We start from the raw sequence: 19,860 nt of genomic DNA, 5'->3' as shown, positions 1-19,860 counted from the left end.
TTCGGCGGATGCGCCGGAGCCTCCCCGCCCCCCTCGTCGGGAACGCGCATTGCGCGCGGGGATGCCGCCGGTTTGGATGATCAAGATCAAGACGCGGAGCCGTACAGAAGGAAGCGCATGGCATCCATCCGGGACGGCTGCACCCCCTGGCCCGAGGAGTTCGTCGACCGCTACTGGGCGGCCGGGCACTGGCGCGGCAACACCCTGGACAACCTGCTGCGCGGCTGGGCCTTGCAGTACGCTCCGCGGACCGCGCTCGTGCACGGCGGCGCCCGCCTCACGTACGCGGCGCTGAACCGGCGCGTCGACCGGATGGCCGCCGGGTTCCGGCTGCGCGGCCTGCGCCCCGGGCACCGGGTCGTCGTCCAGCTGCCGAACGTGCCCGAGTTCGTCATCGCCGTGTTCGCGTTGATGCGGGCCGGCGCGATCCCCGTCTTCTGCCCGGTCTCGCACCGCACGTCCGAGGTGTCCCGCCTCGTGCGGCTCACCCAGGCCCTCGGCTACGTCGGCCCCGCGACGTACCGGGGCTTCGACCACACCGCGATGGCCGCGGACATCGCGGCCCGAGTCCCGCTCCTGCGGCAGGTGTTCACCCTCGAGGAGCCGGGTGCCTCGTCCGGCGGCCTCACCATCGACACGTGGGGCTGCCAGTACAGTCCGCTGGGCTCCATCGATGCGCCGCCCGGGCCCGCGCTCGCGCACAGCGCAGACCAGGTGGCGTTCCTCGTACGCTCCGGCGGTGCCGGCGAGGAGCCCCGGCTCGTCCCGCGCACCCACAACGACTACGCCTACCAGGCGCGGGCCGCCGCCGAGCTGGTGTCGCTCACCGAGGACGACGTGTACCTCGCCGTGCTGCCCGCCGGGTCCGACTTCGCCTTCGGCTGCCCCGGCATCGTCGGCACCCTCTCCGTCGGCGGGACCGTCGTCCTGGTCGAGGACGCGGAACCCGCCGACTGCCTCGCGGCCGTCGAACGGGAGCGGGTCACCGTCACCTCGGTCGTGCCCGCCGTCGCCCGGCTCTGGCTCGACGCGCTTCCCGCGCTGGGCGCCGACGTGAGCAGTCTGCGCCTCGTGCAGATCGGCGACGCGCCCCAGGATCCGGCGACCGCCGAACGCATCGGCCCCGAACTGGGCTGCCGCCCCCAGCGGGTCCACGGCACGGCCGGGGGATTGCTCACCTTCACCCGGCCCGACGATCCGGACTCTGCGGTGCTCGCCGCGCAGGGCCGTCCGCTCTCGCCCGACGACGAGATCCGCATCGTCGACGCCGACGGCGAGGACGTGCCCGACGGTGAGCCCGGCGAACTCCTCGCCCGCGGCCCGTACATCCCGCGCGGCTACTACCGGGCGCCCGACCTCAACGCGCGCTCCTTCACCGCCGACGGCTACTTCCGCACCGGCGACCTCGCACGCCGCACCCCGGACGGCGACCTGGTGGTGACCGGCCACCGCGACGACGTCCCACAGCGGCCGCACCCCGAGGCCCCACCCGGCCCCTGACGCTCCCCGCGCCCGGCGCCCGCTACCGGGCGCCGAAGTTCTGGGTCCACCAGGGTCCGCCCGAACCCTGGTGGATGCCCACGCCGATGTCCTTGAAGGAGCAGTTGAGGATGTTCGCGCGGTGGCCCGGGCTGTTCATCCAGGAGTCCATGACCGACTTCGCCGTCGACTGCCCCCGCGCGATGTTCTCCCCGTACGTCGACCAGCGGTACCCGGCGGCGGTCGTCCGCTGACCCGGGTCCGCGCCGTCGGGGTTGGTGTGGTCGAAGAAGTTCCGCGCCGCCATGTCGTCCGAGTGCCCCTGGGCGGCCGCCCGCAGCTGCGCGTCCTCCTTGAGGGGGCCGCAGCCGGCCGCCGCCCGCTCGGAGTTGACCAGGGCCACGACCTGCCCGGCGAGCCCCTGCGGGGCCGGGGCGGGCGGGGGAGTGGTGGGCCGCCGGGTCGGGGAGGCGGAGGTCTTCGCGGGGGTCGGGCTCGGGCTCGCCGAGGGGGACGCCGACGGCGAGGGCGAAGCGGACGGTGAGGGGGAGGCCGACGCGGAGGGGAGCGGCGTCGCGGACTCGGTCGCCGAGAGCGCGGCCAGGGGGGCGGCGGGAGCGTCCGCGTCCTTCGCGCCGCCGGAACCGGGGAGCCCGCCGAGGTAGACCAGGCCGCCCCCCGCGACGCAGGCGGCGATCACCGCGCCGCCGACCACCCGGCGGCGCCGGTGCCGGCGCCGGCGCAGAGCACCTCGGCCACCGCCCGCCCCGCCGGCCCCGGCCGTGGTGCCGACCTGGGCGAGCTCGTCCGGGCCGGAGGCGAAGGCGGCGGCCGTGGGGGCGAAGCCGGCCGCCCCGGCCGTACGGGTCCACGCGAGCAGCGCCGCCGAGAGGGGCACGAGCGCCAGTCCGGCCAGCAGCCCCTCCGCCGGGACCAGGCCGCTCCACAGGCCGGAGCACCGTACGCACTCACGCGCGTGGCGGGCTATTCGCTTGCGCCACAGGGCGGAGGGCTCCCCGTCCCACGCCGCCACCACGCCCCGCAGCTCCTCGCACCGCGGCTGCGCGTCCAGTGCCCGCTCCACCACCCGGGCCGACTCCAGCTGCGCCTTCATCCGCTGCACCCGTACCGCCGCGTGCTGCGCGGGCAGCTCCAGGGCGGCGGCCACCTCGGCCCGGGTCAGCTCTCCGGCGCACTCCAGCCACCACAGCGACAGCAGCGCCCGGTCGTCGGGCTCCAGCCAGCGCGTGGCACGGGCGGTCTCGCGCCGCTGGCCCGACAGGTTCAGGCGGACGACGGTCAGGTCGACGAAGTCGGCCCCCGGGTCGGCGAGGTCATCGGCCGCGTCCAGGGCGGCACTGTCGCCGAAGCCGCTCTGCCGGGCCTGCCAGTGCGCCCGGACCCGGTTCATCGCGATGGCCACCAGCCAGGACCGGAAGCTCTCGTCCGAGCGCAGGCCGCCCAGCCCGTCGAGTGCCCGCAGCATGGTGTCCTGCACCACGTCGTCGACGTCGCAGGACCCGTTCAGCGCGCGTCCGACGATGTTGTAGACCAGAGGCAGATGGGCGGCGACGAGCTCGTCCTGCGCCCGGAAGTCGCCCGAGCGCGCCGCTGCCACCAGCGCTGCCGTCTGCTGAGTACTCATGTGATGTCCCTGTCCGTACCGGCGGTTGATGATGCCCGATACCTGGGAGACCGTCGAGCGGGGCCCCGATAACAGTTATCCGGAAATCCATTTCCCGGCACGCGGTGGAGACCGCCCTGCCCCGCCGTCACAGCAGCGGGGAGAGTGCCTCCGCTGCGGCGAGCAAGGCCGCCGCGTACGTATCGATTTCCTCGCGGGAGACCAGGAAGGTGACGGTCGTCACGCTCACCCCGCCGACCGGGCGGCCGTCCGGGCCGAGGACCGCGGCGCCGACGCACCGGATGCTCGGCTCGTTCTCCTCGTCGTCGACGGCGAAACCCCGGGCGCGGATCTCCGCGAGGTCGGCGGTCAGCGCCTCTTCGGTGGTCAGTGAGCGCGGGGTGCGGGCCGGCAGGCCGGTGGTGGCGATCAGGTCCCGGACCTCCGCGGCGGGCAGGTGGGCCAGGACGCTCTTGCCGATCGCGGTCGTGTGCAGCGGCATGCGCGTGCCGACGCGCGAGGCCGTCCTGAACGGCTGGTCCTCGCCCTCCAGCTTGCGGATGTAGGTGATCGACTCCCCGCTGCGCAGGGCGAGGTGCACGGTCTGGCCGGTGGCCCGCCGGAGTTCCCCGAGGACCCGCCCGACGGTGGCCGGCTCCCCGCCCGCGACCAGGGCGGACAGCCCGCGCAGCCGGGGCCCCACCCCGTAGCGGCTGTCGGACTCCTGGCGTACGAAGCCCTGTTCGATCAGCGAGGCCAGGATCCGGAAGGCCGTGGACTTGGGGACGGCGGCCGCCGCCGTGAGCTCGGCCAGCCGGTGCGGACCGCCCGGCGCCGCCACCGCCTCCAGGACGCGCAGGGACTTCTCCAGGGCGGACCCGGCGGCGGAGGACCGGCCGCCGCGCGGGGGGCGGGGTGAGGACTCCGTGGGCGTTGACACGCGAACTCCCCGTCTGTGTAGGGTCTAGACCACATGGTTCCACAAGACGCTACCCCGTTCCATTAAGTGGAACAACGGGAGGGTTCCTTGTCCTGCCAGTCCTGCCAGTCCTGCGAGTCCTGTCACCCGTACGCCGTGCTCACCGCGCAGCGTCTGCTGCCGGTGCTGCGCAACGCCGACGCCGACGAAGCGGTCCGCGACGCCCGAGCCCTGCTCGCCGCCGGCTGCCGCGCCGTGGAACTGACCACCTCCACGCCCGGCTGGGCCGAAGCCCTCGCCCGCACGGTCCCGCTCGCCGACGCGCACGGCCGCCGCGCCCTCATCGGCGTCGGCACCGTCACGACGGCCGCGCAGGCCGAGACCGCCCTGGACGGGGGCGCCGCCTTCCTGGTCTCCCCGTACCCGGCCCCCGAGGTCCGCGAGGTCGCCGCGCGCCGCCGGGCCGTCTTCGTCGAGGGCGGGTTCACCCCCGGCGAGATCGCCGCGGCCGTTCGGGCGGCGGGCGCTGCCAAGGTGTTCCCGGCGCACGTGGGCGGCCCGGGGTACATCCGCTCCCTCCGGGCGGTGCTCCCCGAGGCGGTGATCATCCCCACCGGCGGGATCCGGCCCGCCGAGGTCCCCGACTGGATCGCGGCCGGCGCGAGCGCCGTGGGCATCGGGGGCGGCCTGCCCGCTGAACCGGCGGAGCTGGCCGCTCTGTTCGGGGAACCGGCCGAGCCGTGCTGCGCGTGCCGTGCGTCGGGAGGCCCACGGTGAGCGGCGCCGGAGGCCGCGCCCGCTACGACGTGCTCGTGCTCGGCGAGGTGCTCGTCGAGATCCACGCCGACACCGCCCTGCGGGAGGCCGCCGACGGCACCCCGGCCCGCATCTCCTACTCGGGCGACGCCCTCAACGCGGCCGCCGCGGCAGCCGCGGCCGGGGCCCGGACCGCGCTGCTCGCCGTGGTCGGCGACGACGAGCTCAGCGTGCCGCTGCTGCGGCGGGCCGCCGCACTCGGCGTGGACGTCTCCCACGTGCGCCGCGCCCCGCGCCCCAATGGCGCCTACCTGCTCTCCGCCGACCCTGACGGCGACCGCGCGTTCGTCTACTGGCGCACCCGCAGCGCCGGTTCCACCCTCTCGCCGGAGCACGTCGAGTCCTGGCGCGGACTGCTCACCGGCTGCCGGGCGCTCGTCACCAGCGGCATCGCCGGCGCCCTGTCGCGGACCAGCCGCGAGGCCGTGCAGGCAGCCGCCCGCATCGTGCACGGGGCCGGCGGACACCTCTCGTACGACCCCAACTTCCGCCCCCGGCTGACGGGCCGGGCCGAGGCCCGCGAGCTGCTCGCCCGGATCGCCCCGCTGACCGGACTGCTCAAGACCTCCTGCCCGGCCGACGCGCTGGCCCTTGTCGGCACCGGCGAGCCGCGGACCGCGGCCGCCCGCTACCGCGCGCTCGGCGCCCGGGCGGTGGCGGTCACCGCGGGCGCCGGCCGGCTGCTGCTGGACGACGGTACGGGCGCCGCCCGCTACCACCCCGTGCCCGTCAACCCGGCTCCCGTCGACGCGACCGGAGCCGGGGACTGCTTCACCGGGACCGCCACCGCCCGGCTGGCGCTCGGCGACCCGCTCGCGGACGCCGTGTCCTACGGCCTGGCCGCCGCCTCCCTCTCGGTGTCGGGGCGCGGCGGCACCGGGCGCGTACCAGACTTCGCGGAGACGGCGGCGCTGGCCGCGCTCACGCGGACGTCAGGACGTCCATCTCCTCCGGCGTGAGGCGCAGCCCGCCCGCGGCGATGTTCTCGACCAGGTGGTCCGGGTTTCCGGTGCCGGTGATCGACAGGACGTGCGGACCGCGGTTCAGCGTCCACGCCAGGCGCAGCTGAGCCGCCGACACCCCGTGCGCCTCGGCGATCGCGCGCACCCGCTCGCCGTCGTCCGCCACCACCCCGGCCTCCTTGCCCGCGCCGGCGATGGCGAAGAAGGGCACGAAGGCGACGCCCTGCTCCCCGCAGGCGTCCGCGAAGGCGTGGTCCTCGGCGGGCGAGTCGATCCCGTACGGGTTCTGCACGCACACCACGGGCGCGATGGCCCGCGCCTCGGCGAGGTGGTCGGCGCGGGCGTTGGAGATGCCCAGGTGCCGGATCAGCCCGGCCGTGCGGAGCTCGGCGAGCGCGCCGAAGTGCTCGGCTATCGACCCGGTCGTCTCCCGGCGCTTGACGCGGAGGTTGACCACGTCGAGGTGGTCCCGGCCGAGCTGGCGCAGGTTCTCCTCGACCTGCCCGCGCAGCTGCTCGGGCGTGGCCCACCACCAGTCGCCGCCCGCGTCGCGGCCCGGGCCGACCTTGGTGGTGATGACGAGCTCGTCGGCGTACGGGGCGAGCGCGCGGTTGATCAACTCGTTGGCGGAGCGAAGCGGGGAGAAGTAGAACGCGGCGGTGTCGATGTGGTTCACGCCGAGCTCGACGGCCCGGCGCAGCACGCCGGTCACCCGCTCGCGGTCGCTGGGGGAGCCGTCGGCGAGATGCGTGAGGCGCATCGCGCCGAAGCCGATCCGGTTGACGGTGAGGTCGCCGAGCTGCCAGGTGCCGGCCGCGGCCGCAGTGATCGTTTCTGTCATTCGGTGACCATAGCTGGCTCGTTGACCCATCCGGCGGCGAGGACGAGCCGGGAGGTCCGGTGCACGGCGAGGAAGCCGAAGGGCCGGTCGAAGCGGACTTCGGCCCGGCGGACCCGGTACGTCTTGCTGGGCGGTGCGCAGCCGACCGCGGCGGCCATCGCCGTCACCGCGGCCGCCTCGAAGCCCTCCGCATGGAACCGGGCCAGCGCCGACTGCCGCGCCGAGCCGATGGCGAGGGGCTCGGCGCTGACACCGGGGAAGTGCCCGGTGGACCGCTCCGAGGCGGTCGCCAGTCCGAACAGCCCGGCGTGGTCGAGGAGGTCGTGCTCCGCGCGTATGTCGAAGGCCACCGCCCTGATGTCGAGCCGCGGCACACGGACCGTGGAGGAGGCGCTGCCGATGTGCAGGCCGGGACCCGGGTTTCCGTCCGGGAGCAGGCTCGCGCCCGTGGCCGGGAGGGCCCTGGTGACCACGTCGATCCCGGTGGTGAGGACCTGTCCGGGCAGCGTGCCGGGCTCGCCCAGCACGAGGTGGACGTCCACCCCGGTGTCCCCGACGACCTCCAGCAGCGTGACCGCCCCGGCGGGGCCGTGCGCCACCGTGACCCGGTCCAGGAGCGAGGTGCTGCGGCTCAGCACGCACACGGTCCGGTCGGCCCACGGACCCTGCTCCAGCTCGCAGGGCCAGTCGTAGAACGGCTTGATCCACCGCAGTCGCAGGGCGAGTGCCGAGGCCAGGACCAGCCGGGTCTCGTGGTCGAGGACCACCGGCATGCGCTCGATCAGCCCGCCGGTCCGCTCGCCGGCCCATGCGTCCAGCGCCTTGCCGTCCGCGTCCGGATCCCCGGACAGCGTTCCCCGGGTGCCCGCCGGGAGCTTCGCCGACCAGCCTTCCTCCAACCGGACATCGGCTTTCGCCCACAGCCCGGTCGCCGACTGGAGGCCCCGTACGTCGCCCAGCGCGCCCAGCAGCTCGCGTGCGGCCCCCGCGGCGGCCCCGGCGGGCATCCCGAGGGCCTCAGCGAGCTCCGCGCGGGCCGGGCCGCCCGCGCCGTCCGCGAGCAGGGCGAGCAGCGGCCAGACCCCGGCCGCGGTGAAGACCGTGCCCGCGTTTCCCGTCGCGGCCTGCTCCGCCCAGCGCTGCGTGAGGCGGTTGACCGCCCGTACCGTCGAGTTCCTCATGCGCGGAGGGTACGTGGAGGACGCCGCCGGGCCGGAACGAATTTCGCGGCCCGGCGGCGCCGGTCAGCGGCTGCGCAGGCCCCGGTCGACGGCCGTGATCAGCTCGCCGTCGGCGGTGTCCGCGTCCAGCGACCAGAACATCGCGCCGCCCAGCCCGCGTTCGCGGACGTAGCCGCTCTTGGCGCGCAGCACCTGCGGGTCGTCGTACGTCCACAGGGTGGTGCCGTCGAACAGCCAGGCGTGGCCGCCGCGCCGGTCCCGGTAGACCTGGTAGGCCCCCGAACCGGCCAGCTTCTTCAACGCCTTGTAGTCCTCGTACCCGGCGGACCAGGTGGCCGGCGCCGGGCCGGTCGCGGGCTGCCCCATGCCGTCCCCGCCGCCACTGACGCCCGTCCAGCCCTGGCCGTAGAACGGCATGCCCACCACCAGCTTGTGCGCGGGCGCCCCGCGCTCCCGCCAGGCGTCCACCGTGCCGTCGACGCTGAAGTCGCCCCGGGCGTAGAGCGCGGACTGCTGGGCGGTGACCGGCTCGCCCGAGACGTGGAAGTCGTAGCCCTGGAGCGTCACGAAGTCCAGGTGGCGCATGATGCGGCGGACGTCGAACCCCGCGTCGATCTTGGCGGGTGCGGCCGGGACGAAGGCCGTCAGCTCGTACTTCGCCTTCCGCTTCTGGTCGCGTGCGTACGCGTCGAGCTGCGTGCGGAACTCCTTGACGAGTTCGGCGAAGTTCTCCTTGTCCTCCGGGCGGAACTTCGTGTCGGCGTCACCGGCCGAGCCGGGCCACTCCCAGTCGAGGTCGATCCCGTCGAACACGCCCGCGGCGGCGCCCGCGCCACCGCGGGTGCCGTCCTGCGGGAGGTTGCCCTTGATGTACAGGTCGATGCAGGACTCGACGAAGGCCTTGCGGGAGGCCGGGGTGAGGGCGGCGTCCGAGAAGTGCGTGGACCAGCTCCAACCGCCCAGCGAGATCAGCACCTTGAGCCCGGGGTGCTTGGCCTTGAGCTCGCGCAGCTGGTTGAAGTTGCCCGCGAGCGGCTGCTCCCAGGTGTCGGCCACCCCGTCGACGGAGTTCTCGGCGTCGAGCGGGCGCACGTAGTCGGCCCAGGCGTCCGCCTCGCCGGGGACGTTCCCACTGAAGCACTTGCCCTGCGGGCTGACGTTGCCGAAGGCGTAGTTGATGTGGGTGAGCTTGCCGGCGGAGCCGTTCGCCTCCAGGTCCTGGACCTGGAAGTCCCGTCCGTAGACGCCCCATTGGGTGAAGTAGCCGACCTTCTTGTACGGGAGGTCGTGGCCGCCGTCGGCCTGCGCGGCGGCGGGCGCGAGCGCGGTCAGCAGGGAGAGGGAGCAGGTGGCGACGGCCAGCCTGCCGAGCATGCTGCGGCGCATGGGCTTCCTTTGCGGATGCGGGGAAAGAGGCGTGTGCGCGTGCGCTGTGCATGCCGGAAACTATTGGTCTGGACCAGAGCGGGTCAAGAGGGCGGCGGCGCGGACCGTTAGGAGAGGCTCCACTGGCCGACGTCGTCGGCGAGGCCGCCGTTGAGCGCGAACTGGACCGCTGCCAGGCCGGCGTCCCGCGGGAGCTCGAAGGTCACGAAGCCCTCCGCCGTGCCGCCGGGGTCGAGCGTGACGGTGTCGGGGAAGGACGCCCCGGCGGTCGTGGCGGTGTTGAGCCCGGCGAACCGCTGCCCCGCGGTGTCGAGCAGGTGCGCTGAGGCGGCGGGGGAGTCCTGGTAGACGGCGGTTCCGGTGTTCTCCAGGCGGAACCGGACGGCGACCAGCCGGTCGTCGACCTTCGTGGCCGCCGCCTCCGCGGGCCCTGCCGGGCTTGCCGGGTCGACCACCTGCGTCAGCGTCACGTCGAGCCGCTCGCCCGGCTCCTGGCCGGCCAGCGGGATCGTCTCCCCGGAACCGCCGGGCCCCGCCCCGAGCAGCACGGGGACGGTGAACGCCAGCGAGGCGAGCGCCGCCCTCAGCCGGAGGGGTGCGTGGCCCCGGCCCCGGCCCCGGGGCGTGGCGGCACCTTCCGATCCGCGGATCACCCTCTCCACGATCCTCCCCGCCCCCGCCTCCCGCCACCCGCGGCGGTGCGGGCATCTCAGGACGCGGACATCCGGCGAATTCTGGTGGACCTGCGGAGCGGGCCGTGCCATGGTTGGTCACGCCGAAGGGGCGTAGCTCAGCTGGTCAGAGCGCTGGTCTCCAAAACCAGATGTCGCAGGTTCGAATCCTGCCGCCCCTGCAACGTCGAGCAGGTGCTTGAGAGTCGAAGGCCCAGGTCGGACCCAGTCTGCCTGGGTCTTGGTCGTTAGGTCGCGATCAAGCCGATCACTGCGGTGACGAGGTTCGCGATCGGAGCGCCGACGTCGCCGACGAAGTCGGATGCCTTCTGGAGCGAATCGCCGAAGACCTGGAGCACGTTCCTGCGTGGTGTGCCGGACAGGGCTTCGTCCTGGAAGGCGGTGAGGTCCCTGTTCACCTGCTCGGCCTCTTCGGCGGGCAGCCTGGTCGCCGTCAGTGCGACGGCTTGCGTGAGCTGCTTCAGCAAGGCCTTGGCTTCGTCGGGTAGGTCCGAGCCGTCTATCCGGTTGAAACTGTTCGTCACGATGTTTCCGCTGCCGATGACGCCGTGTATGTCCCCGCCTGCGCGGGTGTGGAATTCGTTCACGGTCCCGCCTCTCCCCGCCACCACGATCCGGTCCGCGATGTAGACCGGCTGCGAACCGCCACCTGCTGCGGTGTCGCTGTCGTCCTGCGCCTGTCTGGTGAGGAATCGGAGTACGAGTCGCACGCACTCGTATTCCGTGTGGAGGCGGAGCAGGTGGATCCGGAGCCGGCGCAGGGCGTCCTTGTCGGGACTCGGGCCCGTCCGTTCGAGCAGCCAGACGCCGACCAGGGTTCCGCGGAAGCCCACCCGGCAGTGCGCCAGGCGCACCCCGATGTCCTGGTGCAGGTCCACGACCTTGGCGTCCGGCGGCGACTCGGCCTCCTTGGACGTGTAGTCGGCCAGCAGCAGCGGCCGGCCGGGCTGGAGCCAGGAACGGTCGACCGCCGGGGTGGAGGTGGGGAATCTGGTGGTCGCCCGGAGCATGTGCGCCGTGAGCGGCTTTCCCGCCTGTCCGAGATGACAGCTGCTGCGGTGGTCGCCATCACCACGGGACGTGATGGCGACGGGTAGGCCGAGCCAGTTGATCAGGAGTGCGGCGAAGTCCTGGCCGGGCAGCCTCGCCCGCCCCCGTCTTCCCGACCTTCCGCCCGCGACGGCCAGCTCGAACCGGGTGCTGACGAACCCGTCTGTGATCAGCCGCCGGTAGGCGCACGCGAAACCGGATGTGCGCTCGTCCCCGGGCAGGAGGGGGAATGCCGAGAAACTCGGCGGGAAGCGGAACACGCTCGCGGCGTCGCAGAAAACACCCTCACCGAACCAGGGGGCCAATCCGCCCATTTTCCGGGGGCGTACCGGCTCGGTCGATCTGACGAACTCGCCCCACTGCGCCAGCGGCCGGCACGGACCCCGTGTCCACAGCGCGGTGCTCTACCTGGGAGAGAGCTTGGCAAGCTCTGCCACTGAGCTGAGAACGCTTTCGGTCGGGCCTGCCACCAGCAGGTAAGAGCCCGCCCCGCCGGGCGCTGTCCCCCGCGGGGGTCCGGTGGGGCAGGATCGTGCGGCTGCAGCCCTGCAGCGTCCCCGCAAGTCAGATCTGCTCGCGGATGATGTGTTCACGCTAGCCCCAGGCACTGACAACGAGGTCGCGGCCTGGACGTAAAACCGAACTTGTGTCCGATAATCAGCCGGCCGCCCCGAAACGGGGCTCGGTGTGCTGGACTGACCGGCCCGTCGCAGGCTGGAGGTATGGCTGACCGCGTCTACATCGTTGTACATCCCGTCGTCGCCGGCGGCAGGGCCGTAGTGGCGCACGTGCATGCCGAGGACCAGGCCCTCGGGATCGCGCACTCCCTTACCGGCGTGACGGAGCTGCTGCGGGCGGCGGGGTTGGAGACGGCCGAGGGCCGGCCGCCGATCCGCTGGCTGGGCGGCGGCCCGGAGGAATGGGGCGACGGCGACTGACCGCGGGATGCGGCTGACCGTCGAGCAGGGGCGCGATGCCCCTCCCGTGGGGAGCCGGGAGGGGCGGGCGGCCGGCGTCAGCCGGCCTCTTCACACTCCCAACGCGCCAGGATCTCGGCCACGCGCGGGTACCGCTCGAGGATCTCGGCGTCACTCAGGTCCGCGTCGGCTCCCCCAAGGACTGTTCGGAGGGGGGTGCCGTCGGACAGCGTCATCACTCTGGTGCGGTACTCGTCGGCCATGGAACCTCCAGCGTTCGTTCGGCTGAGGCGCCTACGATCCGCCCGGCAGATGCCTGCGTCAACCCCTGCGGAATGGATCGTTCCAGGAGTAGCGCAGAACGTTCACGAGTCCGACGCCGGGTCCTCACCCACCGTGCGGAACGTCTCCCGCAGCTCCTCCTCGACCTCGTCGGGGAGGAGATCGCGGGTCAGCCGCCAGACCTGGTACTCGCCGGTGTCGGTCCGGCTGAGTGCGGTGAAGCCGAGCCGGGACGGGACGGCGCCGCTGGCGCGGTTGGCCGGGTCGTGGACGACCTCGACGTGGTCGACGCCGGGGAAGCGGAAGGCCTGGTCGACCAGGGCCCGCGCGGCCCGGGTGGCCAGGCCGCGGCCGGTGGCCGCCGGGTGCAGCCAGTAGCCGAGCTCGCGACCGTTGGCCGGGCCGTCGTCACGCAGGAACAGCTGGCAGGCGCCGACGACGGCCCCGCCCAGCACGATCGCGTAGGTGAATTCCCGGCCGCGCTCCCAGGCCTCCTCGCGGCGGGCCAGGAACTCGGCGGTCCTGGCCGGGCCGTGCCCCGCGACCCACGGCATCCACGGGCGCAGGTGCTCCAGCGACTCCTCGATGACCTGGCACAACTCCTGGAGGTCCGCGTCGCGGTCGAAACGGCGAAGCGTCACATCACCCAGTTCGATCACCTGCGGTGGAAGGTCCATGTGCGGAGGATCGTCCCCGGTCACCGCCGCCGGCAACGGGATTTCGGACTCCGCCGGAGCCCGGGGACACGTCTGGCAGACTGGCCCCCGAACCCCAGGCGGTGCAGGACAGGAAACCGGTGCGATTCCGGTGCGGTCCCGCCACTGTGACCGGCCGTCTCCGCGCGGGAGGCCGGGAGTCAGACACTGACGCACCGCCTCTGCTCGTCCTTCACGTCGACCAGGGGACGCGGATCCCCCGGAGAGGCCTCGCCATGTCGCGTTCCCGCGCCGTTTTGCGCGCCGTTGTCCCCTTGGTGTTCCTGGTGCCGCTGGCCGCCTGCGGCGGTTCGCCGGGGGAGGGGGGCCGGGGCCAGGACACCGCCGCCGCGCCCGGGTTCCCGTACACCGTCACCAACTGCGGGGTGACCAGCACCTTCCAGGGCCCGCCCCGACGCGCCGTCACCATGAACCAGCACGCCACCGAACTCCTGCTCGCCCTGGGCCTCCAGGACCGTATCGTCGGTTCCGCCTACCTCGACGACGCCGTGCTGCCCGCGTACCGGCCCGCCTACGACACGGTCAAGGTGCTGGCGAAGGAGTACCCCTCCAAGGAGACCCTGCTCGGCGCCGACCCCGACTTCGTGTACGGCGGCTATTCCAGCGCCTTCGACAAGGCGCAGGGCCGCGACCGCGCGGGGCTCGCCAAGTCCGGCATCAACTCCCGGCTGAACGTGGAGTACTGCACCAGCGGTCCCGTCCGCCTCGACCAGCTCAAGACCGAGATCACCGAGGTCGCCCGGATCTTCGGCGTGCCCGAGCGCGGCGCCGAGCTCATCGCCGACGAGCAGCGCCGCATCGACGCCGTGACCACCCGGGTCAAGGACAAGCCCCGCCCGGCCGTCTTCGTCTACGACTCCGGCGACGCCACGGCCTCCACCTCCGGAGGCGGCGGCATAGGCAACGAGATCGTCACCCTCTCCGGCGGCACGAACGTCTTCGCCGACCTCAAGGACACCTTCGGCGACGTGTCGTGGGAGAAGGTCATCGAGCGGCGGCCCGAGGTCGTCCTCATCTACGACTACGGCGGCACCACCGTCGAAGCCAAGAAGCAGCGCCTGTTGAACGACCCGGCGCTCGCCGGAGTTCCCGCGGTCAAGAACCGCCGGTTCGTCGTGCTGCCGCTGTCCTCGGCCGTGCTCGGCGTGCGCGTCGCCGACGCGGTCGAGTCGCTGGGGCGCCAGCTGCACCCCGACACCGCGTGAGGCTCCGTACGGCCGCGGTGCTCTGCGCCCTGGCCGCGGCCCTCCTCGTGTCGGCGGTCGCCGGGCTGGCCCTGGGGCCCGTACGGATCGCACCCGGCCGGGTCCTCGACACCGTGCTCGGCGGCCTGTCCGGGGAGCACCGCTCCGGAGCCTTCGCCGCCATCGTGTGGGACGTGCGGATGCCGCGGGTCATCCTCGGGGCCCTCGTCGGCGCCGGCCTCGCCGTGGCGGGCACCGTGCTGCAAGCCCTCGTACGCAACCGGCTCGCGGACCCCTTCCTGCTCGGCGCCTCCTCCGGCGCCTCCGCCGCCTGGTCCTCGTGCTCGCCGCGCACCCCGACCAGCTGCGCTCCGTCCTCTTCTGGACCCTCGGCGGCCTCGGCGGCGCCCGCTGGGACGAACTCGCCCTGCCCGCCGCCGCGCTCCTGCTCGGCACGGGTCTGCTCGTCGCCCTCGCCCGGCCGCTCGACCTGCTGCTCGCCGGGGAGGAAGGCGCCCGCACCCTGGGCCTGGACACCGGGCGGTTCCGCGCCGCCGTGTTCGTCCTGACCTCCCTCGTCATCGGCGTGCTCGTCGCCTACAGCGGTGCGATCGGCTTCGTCGGCCTGATGGTTCCGCACGCCGCCCGGATGGTCGTGGGGGCCGGCCACCGGGCGCTGCTGCCGGTGGCCGCGCTCGGCGGCGCGGTGTTCCTGACCCTGGCCGACCTCCTCGCGCGTACCGCCGCCGCGCCCGAGGAGATCCCGGTCGGGGTGGTCACGGCGCTGGCCGGCGGCCCGTTCTTCCTGTGGATGCTGAGACGTTCCAGCCGTACGGAGGGGGTCGCCGGATGACGGAACTCGTGGTCGAGGCCCTGCGGTACGAGACCGACGGGCACACGCTGCTGCACCGCGTCGACCTCACCGCCCTGCCCGGCGAGACGGTCGGCGTGGTCGGCCCCAACGGCAGCGGCAAGACCACGCTGCTGCGCTGCGTCTACGGCACGTTGAGGCCCACCTCCGGCCGGGTGCTGCTGGACGGCGCCGACGCGGGCGCGCTCACCGTCAAGGAGCGCGCGCGGCGGACGGCGGTCGTACCGCAGGACGCGAGCGGAACCTTCGGGCTGACCGTCCGCGAGGTCGTCGCCATGGGGCGCAGCCCGCACAAACGGTTCTGGGAACAGGACGGACCGCAGGACGCGCACCGGATCGCCGAAGCCCTGGAGACCGTCGGCGCGGCCCGCCTCGCCGCCCGCCGCTTCGACGAACTCTCCGGCGGCGAACGCCAGCGGGCCCTGGTGGCCCGGGCCCTCGTCCAGGAGCCGGGACTGCTCGCCCTCGACGAGCCGACCAACCACCTGGACATCCGCCACCAGCTGGAGATCCTGACCCTGGTCCGGGGACTGCCCGCCACCAGCCTGCTCGTCCTGCACGACCTCAACCTCGCAGCCGCCTTCTGCGACCGGCTGTACGTGCTCCGCGGCGGCCGGGTCACGGCCTCCGGGCCGCCCGCCGAGGTGCTCACCGAGGAACTGCTGGCCGAGGTGTACGGGGTCCGCGCCCGCATCGGGGTCCATCCCGACACGGGCGCGCCCCACATCGTCTACCTACCGCTCGGCCCTGCTCCCGGCCCTACTCGGCCGGGTCCTCCTGATATCCGTACGGGCGCGTGATGATCTCCATCCCGTGCCCGCTCGGGTCCGTGAAGTAGACCCCGCGGCCCCCGTCGTTGTGGTTGATCTCGCCGGGGTGCTTGCCGTGCGGGTCGGCGAAGTACGGGACCCCCGCCGACCGGATCTTCTCGAACGCCGCGTCGAACTCGGCTTCGGAGAGGAGGAACGCGTAGTGCTGCGGGGTGATGGACCCGGCCGGGATGGTCGCGAAGTCCAGGGTGACGCCGTTCGCGGTCGCGACGGGGATGAAGGGTCCCCACTCCGTTCCGACCTCGAGGGCGAGGATGTGCGCCAGGAATTCGGCGGACTCCCGGTTGTCACGGGAGTGGATGATCGTGTGGTTCAGTTCGACTGACATGGGTGAATGCCTCCGAAAGGCACGTCACGGGCACCTCCATGCCTCACCCGGTCGGTGACCGACACGCGATGCCGTGATCACGATCCTAAGCACGCCCTCCGCGGGAAGTCCACCGGGACCCGGGCATCCCGTCCGCCGGACCTCACGAACCCCCGTACACCGCCTTGACGTTGTCCTGCGCCGGGTGCGTCCGGCCGGCCGGGCCCGCCGCGAAGACCCGCAGCAGGTTCTCCGTCACCCGGGTCGTCAGCGCGCCGGAGCGCGCGTCCAGGCCGTGGTTGCTCCCGTCGCGGCCGTCGCCCGTCGCGTCCAGGGCCTCCACCCACCGCATCGTCCCGGTCGCGAAGACCCCCGCCCCGCCGGCCGTCGTGTAGTACGCCGTGTCCTGGTGGCTCGGGCGCCCGTCGCACACCACGGGGGAGTGCGCCAGGATCTCGATCGGCCGGGGCGTCGGAAAGCCGGTGTTCACCTTGTCGTACTCCACGCCGACCAGGTGCTCGAAGCGGTCCCCGGCCTTCGCGCCGGTGCCCTCGAAGAGCCAGTGGCCGGGGTGCGTCACCACGTACGGGGCGTCCACCGGGTAGCCGTCGTAGATCACGCCGAGGAGCGAGCTCTCCGGGTCCGCGCCGGGCGCCGACCGGAAGTCGACCGTCGCCGGATGGCCCCGCTTGACCGCCGGGTCCTGGGCGTAGGAGGACTTGTAGCAGACCACCGTGCGGTCCGGCCCGAGGTCGGAGGCCTCGAGCCGGATCCTCCGGTAGCAGCAGTTCGCGCCGAGGACCGCGAGGTTGGTGCCCGCGTCGCGCGCGGCCGTGACGTGCGCCCGCTGCTCCGGCGACCAGTACTCGTCGTGCCCGAGCGACAGCACCGCCGCCGCGCCCTCCAGCAGCCGCTTCTCGCGCGCCACGTCGGTGGTGGTCGCGTAGGCGAGGGGGATGCCGAGCCGCTCGGCGAGCGCGATCAGCGGGGCCTCGTACACAAGGAACAGGCCCGCGCCGTCGTCATAGTCGTACGGCCGGTCGAAGGTCACCGACAGCGAGCGCGAGGCGTAGCCGCCGCTGGGGCCGTCGTAGCTGCCGTAGCCGCCCCACCGGTTGTAGGCCTGCCAGGTCGCCACGGCGTTGACCACCACCGTACGGCCGGCCGTCGCGGCGGACCGGACCGTCACCGGGACGAAGCGCTGGCCCTCGCCGCCCTGCGCGTCGAGCCGCAGCAGGTAGCAGCCCTCGGGCCAGTCCTTGGTCTCGACCGTGGCGGTACGGGCCCAGCGCGTGCGGACCATACGCGTCCCGGAGTCCACGGTGTGCTCGGGCTGCGGCGTCCCCGGCAGCGCCTCGGAACGCCACACCAGCCGCGCCCGGGCGCCGCCGTACCAGCCCATCCGGTAGGCGGAGACGGTGAACCGGGGCGCGGTGGTCGACACGTACAGCCCGAAGGACTCCCCGGGCAGCACACTGACCCTGTCCGCGAAGCCCTCGATGGCGCGGGGCGCGCCGGCCTTGGTCACCGGCCAGTCGGCGTTGCCCGGGCGGGCGTTCTCCGCCTTGACGTCGAATCCCCGCGGCCCGCCCGCCGACGGCTTCCCGCTCGGAGCCCCGGACCCGCCGGGCCGCTTCCCGCCCTGCAATTCGGCGCCACCGTCCCCGCCCGCGCAGCCGGACACGGCCCCGATCCCGGCCACCGTGGCCACTCCCGACGCCAAGGCGAGGAACCGCCGTCTGTCCGCGCCGTCGCCGCCGCCCCCGGCCACCCCGGCTATGTGCTCCTGATCCATGGAGGGCACGTTATGTCACGCTTGGGCCCAAGCTTCGGCCGACCCGCCCGGCACCTGCTGCCCTACGCTTACCCCCGGCAGTCCGACGCACCAACCGACCCTGGGGGAACGTGAGATGACGTACGACGCCGTACATGAACCGGGCACGGTCCGGCAGCTGTGGCAGCTGCTCGAACCCGTCCACGCACTCGTCTACTTCGCGCCCGAGTCCTACGAGGAGGCCGGAGCCCTCGGCTACCCCACCGACGACCGGTGGCCGATGTACTTCGCCTTCCGGGCCGCCCCGCTCGGCCCCGCGGAGGCCGGGCTCGTGAGCGCCCTCTTCTACAGCTTCAGCCCGGGCATGGTCCGGCAGTACGTGGACGGCTCCTGGCGGGCCGCCCCGCCGGACCGGGTCCTCGAGGCCCGCGCGGCGGCCGCCGACCGCGCCCTGCGGGCCGCGTTCGGGGAGCGCACCGTATCCCCGGACCTCGCCGAGGCGGCCGGGCTGCTCCGCCGCGCAGCCGAGGCCGCCGCCACCGCCGGGCGCCCGCTGGCCGCCGCCAACGCCGCCCTGCCCTGGCCCGAGGCCCCGCACGCGGTGCTGTGGCACGCGGCCACGATCCTGCGCGAGCACCGCGGGGACGGCCACCTCGTCGCGCTCCAGGCCCACCACCTCGATCCGGCGGAGTCCCTGGTCCTGCACGCCGGAGCCGGAGCGGCGCCGGTCGAGGTGTTCGAGAGCCGCCAGTGGTCCGCCGACGCGTGGAACTCCGCCCGCGGCCGACTCGTCGCCCGGAGCCTCCTCGCCGAGGACGGCACGGCCACCGACGCCGGGATGGCCCTGCGCACCGCGGTCGAGAAGCTGACCGACGAACTCGCCTCGGCCCCGTGGACCGCGCTCACCCGCGAGGAAGCGGCCCGGCTCGCCGACCTGCTGCTCCCGCCGGTCCTCGACATCGTGGCCACCGGCCTCCTGCCGTCCCAGAGCACGCTGGGCATCGGCATGAAGTACGACTACTCGGGACCCTCGCTCTCGTAACTCTGGAACCAGTGGGTGTCGAAGTAGCGGGCAGTGGCGAGGGGATGGCTCCGGTCGGTGAGCATGCGGTAGACGAACTCGGCCGTCGTGCCGTCGAACCGCTGCCACGAGTCGGGGACGTCCTCCGTCACCATGACCGGCCACCGGTCGGGGTCCGGGCCCTCCGTGAGCCAGAAGCACTGGTCGGCCTGTTCGCTGCTCGCCCACTCCAGCAGCCCGCCCGGGGCCGGGTACGCCTCGTACGGCTCCCACAGCTCGCCGTACGCCCGCCCCCGCTCGGCCGCCCGCACGATGTCCTCGCCCGGGAAGCGCGCGTCGGGCAGGTACAGCGTGAGGAAGCCGTCGAACGCGCCCACTCCGAACAGCTCGACGAGCTGCTTGTAGTCACCGGGCAGCGCCGTTCCGAGACGGGCCTCGACGTCCGCCCAGTCGAACGTACGCCTACGACGTGCGTCCCACCCGGTGACGGCGACCACCGCGTCCACCCAGGAGGTGCCCTCGGGCAGCTCTGCCGCCGGGTCCTCCCGCTCGGCGACGGCCGCGTCCACCCGCGAGCCGTCCTCGTGCAGCTCCGCCGCCGGGTCCTCCCGCTCGGCGACCAGCAGCACCGGCCGTACCTCCTCGCCGAAGCGGGCGGTACCGCAGCCGATCCACCGGCCCCCGTACGCCCACGCGCGCATCTCGACGAGCCGGTCGCCGAACGGGGCCAGGAGCGGCAGCCCGGTCCGCGGGGAGACGGTCGGATCGACGAATCCGCCCGAGGCGAGATTGCGCGGCTGCCCGAGCCCCCCGCGCAGCACCTCCTGGAGCGTGGGGAGGTCGTACTCCTCCGGGGGCGTGAGGCAGGAGTGCCCCGCCGGGTGCCCCGCCTCGTCACACGTCAGCTCGCCAGGGCCCGGCCGCGCGATGCCGAAGACAGCCGAGAGCAGTTCTCGTTGTTCGTCCATGGCGGTATTGAAACGGACACCGCTGACAGCGGTGCAGGGG

At 73.6% G+C, this 19,860-nt stretch carries 19 protein-coding genes, 1 tRNA gene, 1 pseudogene and 1 riboswitch; of the genes and pseudogenes, 9 read left to right on the top strand and 12 right to left on the bottom strand.

Annotation, left to right across the window (positions count from 1 at the left end; translation table 11 throughout):
• The first annotated feature begins 117 nt into the window (after positions 1–117).
• Entirely contained in the window at positions 118–1,500 is a 1,383-nt protein-coding gene (locus tag AB0O21_RS06030) for an AMP-binding protein (protein ID WP_365166749.1), read from the top strand.
• A 22-nt stretch (positions 1,501–1,522) separates the two neighbouring features.
• On the opposite strand, the gene AB0O21_RS06025 is transcribed toward AB0O21_RS06030, so the two are convergent.
• On the bottom strand, positions 1,523–3,124 hold the full coding sequence (locus AB0O21_RS06025; protein ID WP_365166746.1) for a sigma-70 family RNA polymerase sigma factor: 1,602 nt from the start codon (positions 3,122–3,124) through the stop codon (positions 1,523–1,525).
• 127 nt (positions 3,125–3,251) lie between these two features.
• On the bottom strand, positions 3,252–4,043 hold the full coding sequence (locus AB0O21_RS06020) for an IclR family transcriptional regulator (protein WP_365166743.1): 792 nt from the start codon (positions 4,041–4,043) through the stop codon (positions 3,252–3,254).
• 87 nt (positions 4,044–4,130) lie between these two features.
• On the opposite strand from AB0O21_RS06020, the gene AB0O21_RS06015 reads away from it, so the two are divergent.
• Positions 4,131–4,799: a bifunctional 4-hydroxy-2-oxoglutarate aldolase/2-dehydro-3-deoxy-phosphogluconate aldolase gene (locus tag AB0O21_RS06015; RefSeq protein ID WP_365166741.1), complete on the top strand. Its 669-nt coding sequence runs from the start codon at positions 4,131–4,133 to the stop codon at positions 4,797–4,799.
• Positions 4,796–5,797: a PfkB family carbohydrate kinase gene (locus AB0O21_RS06010; protein WP_365166739.1), complete on the top strand. Its 1,002-nt coding sequence runs from the start codon at positions 4,796–4,798 to the stop codon at positions 5,795–5,797. The genes AB0O21_RS06015 and AB0O21_RS06010 overlap by 4 nt, the downstream gene beginning before the upstream one ends.
• Here AB0O21_RS06010 and AB0O21_RS06005 read toward each other — a convergent pair.
• The 4 genes from AB0O21_RS06005 to AB0O21_RS05990 all read right to left on the bottom strand — a co-directional run bounded on the left by AB0O21_RS06005 (position 5,760) and on the right by AB0O21_RS05990 (position 9,861).
• Positions 5,760–6,641: an aldo/keto reductase gene (locus AB0O21_RS06005; protein WP_365166737.1), complete on the bottom strand. Its 882-nt coding sequence runs from the start codon at positions 6,639–6,641 to the stop codon at positions 5,760–5,762. The genes AB0O21_RS06010 and AB0O21_RS06005 overlap by 38 nt on opposite strands.
• A complete protein-coding gene (locus tag AB0O21_RS06000; protein WP_365166735.1) occupies positions 6,638–7,822 on the bottom strand; it encodes a serpin family protein in 1,185 nt (394 codons plus the stop codon). The genes AB0O21_RS06005 and AB0O21_RS06000 overlap by 4 nt, the downstream gene beginning before the upstream one ends.
• A 63-nt stretch (positions 7,823–7,885) precedes the next feature.
• On the bottom strand, positions 7,886–9,208 hold the full coding sequence (locus AB0O21_RS05995; protein ID WP_365166733.1) for a glycoside hydrolase family 18 protein: 1,323 nt from the start codon (positions 9,206–9,208) through the stop codon (positions 7,886–7,888).
• Between the two features lie 107 nt (positions 9,209–9,315).
• Positions 9,316–9,861, bottom strand: a complete 546-nt coding sequence (locus tag AB0O21_RS05990) for a hypothetical protein (RefSeq protein WP_365166731.1) — start codon at positions 9,859–9,861, stop codon at positions 9,316–9,318.
• A gap of 126 nt (positions 9,862–9,987) precedes the next feature.
• Between AB0O21_RS05990 and AB0O21_RS05985 the strand changes: the two genes are divergently transcribed.
• Positions 9,988–10,061 (top strand) — tRNA-Trp (locus AB0O21_RS05985).
• A 66-nt stretch (positions 10,062–10,127) separates the two neighbouring features.
• On the opposite strand, the gene AB0O21_RS05980 is transcribed toward AB0O21_RS05985, so the two are convergent.
• Positions 10,128–11,255, bottom strand: a complete 1,128-nt coding sequence (locus tag AB0O21_RS05980) for a hypothetical protein (RefSeq protein WP_365166729.1) — start codon at positions 11,253–11,255, stop codon at positions 10,128–10,130.
• A gap of 417 nt (positions 11,256–11,672) precedes the next feature.
• Here AB0O21_RS05980 and AB0O21_RS05975 point away from each other — a divergent pair, with 417 nt between their 5' ends.
• Positions 11,673–11,888 (top strand): hypothetical protein, encoded by a 216-nt coding sequence (locus AB0O21_RS05975; RefSeq protein ID WP_365166727.1) that lies wholly within the window; start codon positions 11,673–11,675, stop codon positions 11,886–11,888.
• Positions 11,889–11,965: 77 nt separating this feature from the next.
• Here AB0O21_RS05975 and AB0O21_RS05970 read toward each other — a convergent pair whose 3' ends face one another.
• Together AB0O21_RS05970 and AB0O21_RS05965 are read right to left on the bottom strand one after the other, a co-directional pair.
• Positions 11,966–12,130 (bottom strand): hypothetical protein, encoded by a 165-nt coding sequence (locus AB0O21_RS05970; RefSeq protein ID WP_365166725.1) that lies wholly within the window; start codon positions 12,128–12,130, stop codon positions 11,966–11,968.
• Positions 12,131–12,232: 102 nt separating this feature from the next.
• A complete protein-coding gene (locus tag AB0O21_RS05965; protein WP_365166723.1) occupies positions 12,233–12,826 on the bottom strand; it encodes a GNAT family N-acetyltransferase in 594 nt (197 codons plus the stop codon).
• Between the two features lie 108 nt (positions 12,827–12,934).
• A riboswitch (cobalamin riboswitch) is annotated at positions 12,935–13,015 on the top strand.
• A 65-nt stretch (positions 13,016–13,080) separates the two neighbouring features.
• Between AB0O21_RS05965 and AB0O21_RS05960 the strand changes: the two genes are divergently transcribed.
• From AB0O21_RS05960 to AB0O21_RS05950, 3 genes and pseudogenes are all read left to right on the top strand, one after another.
• A complete protein-coding gene (locus AB0O21_RS05960; protein WP_365166721.1) occupies positions 13,081–14,070 on the top strand; it encodes an ABC transporter substrate-binding protein in 990 nt (329 codons plus the stop codon).
• A pseudogene (locus tag AB0O21_RS05955) lies at positions 14,067–14,902 on the top strand (iron ABC transporter permease). The gene AB0O21_RS05960 and the pseudogene AB0O21_RS05955 overlap by 4 nt, the downstream one beginning before the upstream one ends.
• Complete coding sequence (locus AB0O21_RS05950; protein ID WP_365166719.1) at positions 14,899–15,720, top strand: ABC transporter ATP-binding protein; 822 nt, start codon at positions 14,899–14,901, stop codon at positions 15,718–15,720. Before AB0O21_RS05955 ends, AB0O21_RS05950 begins: the two are co-directional and overlap by 4 nt.
• Here AB0O21_RS05950 and AB0O21_RS05945 read toward each other — a convergent pair.
• The gene (locus AB0O21_RS05945; protein WP_365166717.1) at positions 15,680–16,078 is read right to left on the bottom strand and encodes a VOC family protein; all 399 of its coding nucleotides are present in this window, start codon (positions 16,076–16,078) and stop codon (positions 15,680–15,682) included. The genes AB0O21_RS05950 and AB0O21_RS05945 overlap by 41 nt on opposite strands.
• A gap of 142 nt (positions 16,079–16,220) precedes the next feature.
• Positions 16,221–17,852, bottom strand: coding sequence for a N,N-dimethylformamidase beta subunit family domain-containing protein (locus AB0O21_RS05940; protein WP_365166714.1), 1,632 nt, complete (start codon positions 17,850–17,852; stop codon positions 16,221–16,223).
• 115 nt (positions 17,853–17,967) lie between these two features.
• On the opposite strand from AB0O21_RS05940, the gene AB0O21_RS05935 reads away from it, so the two are divergent.
• The gene (locus AB0O21_RS05935) at positions 17,968–18,873 is read left to right on the top strand and encodes a hypothetical protein (RefSeq protein ID WP_365166712.1); all 906 of its coding nucleotides are present in this window, start codon (positions 17,968–17,970) and stop codon (positions 18,871–18,873) included.
• Here AB0O21_RS05935 and AB0O21_RS05930 read toward each other — a convergent pair.
• The gene (locus tag AB0O21_RS05930; protein ID WP_365166710.1) at positions 18,849–19,820 is read right to left on the bottom strand and encodes an SMI1/KNR4 family protein; all 972 of its coding nucleotides are present in this window, start codon (positions 19,818–19,820) and stop codon (positions 18,849–18,851) included. The genes AB0O21_RS05935 and AB0O21_RS05930 overlap by 25 nt on opposite strands.
• Between the last annotated feature and the right edge of the window lie 40 nt (positions 19,821–19,860).

The sequence above is a fragment of the Streptomyces sp. NPDC091371 genome (assembly GCF_040684275.1).
Taxonomy (GTDB): domain Bacteria; phylum Actinomycetota; class Actinomycetes; order Streptomycetales; family Streptomycetaceae; genus Streptomyces.
Note: the sequence above shows the minus strand (reverse complement) of the source record. Positions and strands in the feature narration are given on the sequence as shown.

Excerpts from the sequence above, each read along its gene's own strand:
- AB0O21_RS05995 (WP_365166733.1), bottom strand. The coding sequence starts at position 9,208 with ATGCGCCGCAGCATGCTCGGCAGGCTGGCCGTCGCCACCTGCTCCCTC.
- AB0O21_RS06005 (WP_365166737.1), bottom strand. The coding sequence starts at position 6,641 with ATGACAGAAACGATCACTGCGGCCGCGGCCGGCACCTGGCAGCTCGGC.
- AB0O21_RS06000 (WP_365166735.1), bottom strand. The coding sequence starts at position 7,822 with ATGAGGAACTCGACGGTACGGGCGGTCAACCGCCTCACGCAGCGCTGG.
- AB0O21_RS05975 (WP_365166727.1), top strand. The coding sequence starts at position 11,673 with ATGGCTGACCGCGTCTACATCGTTGTACATCCCGTCGTCGCCGGCGGC.
- AB0O21_RS06025 (WP_365166746.1), bottom strand. The coding sequence starts at position 3,124 with ATGAGTACTCAGCAGACGGCAGCGCTGGTGGCAGCGGCGCGCTCGGGC.
- AB0O21_RS05970 (WP_365166725.1), bottom strand. The coding sequence starts at position 12,130 with ATGGCCGACGAGTACCGCACCAGAGTGATGACGCTGTCCGACGGCACC.
- AB0O21_RS05935 (WP_365166712.1), top strand. The coding sequence starts at position 17,968 with ATGACGTACGACGCCGTACATGAACCGGGCACGGTCCGGCAGCTGTGG.
- AB0O21_RS05965 (WP_365166723.1), bottom strand. The coding sequence starts at position 12,826 with ATGGACCTTCCACCGCAGGTGATCGAACTGGGTGATGTGACGCTTCGC.
- AB0O21_RS05940 (WP_365166714.1), bottom strand. The coding sequence starts at position 17,852 with ATGGATCAGGAGCACATAGCCGGGGTGGCCGGGGGCGGCGGCGACGGC.
- AB0O21_RS05960 (WP_365166721.1), top strand. The coding sequence starts at position 13,081 with ATGTCGCGTTCCCGCGCCGTTTTGCGCGCCGTTGTCCCCTTGGTGTTC.
- AB0O21_RS05950 (WP_365166719.1), top strand. The coding sequence starts at position 14,899 with ATGACGGAACTCGTGGTCGAGGCCCTGCGGTACGAGACCGACGGGCAC.
- AB0O21_RS06030 (WP_365166749.1), top strand. The coding sequence starts at position 118 with ATGGCATCCATCCGGGACGGCTGCACCCCCTGGCCCGAGGAGTTCGTC.
- AB0O21_RS05930 (WP_365166710.1), bottom strand. The coding sequence starts at position 19,820 with ATGGACGAACAACGAGAACTGCTCTCGGCTGTCTTCGGCATCGCGCGG.
- AB0O21_RS05945 (WP_365166717.1), bottom strand. The coding sequence starts at position 16,078 with ATGTCAGTCGAACTGAACCACACGATCATCCACTCCCGTGACAACCGG.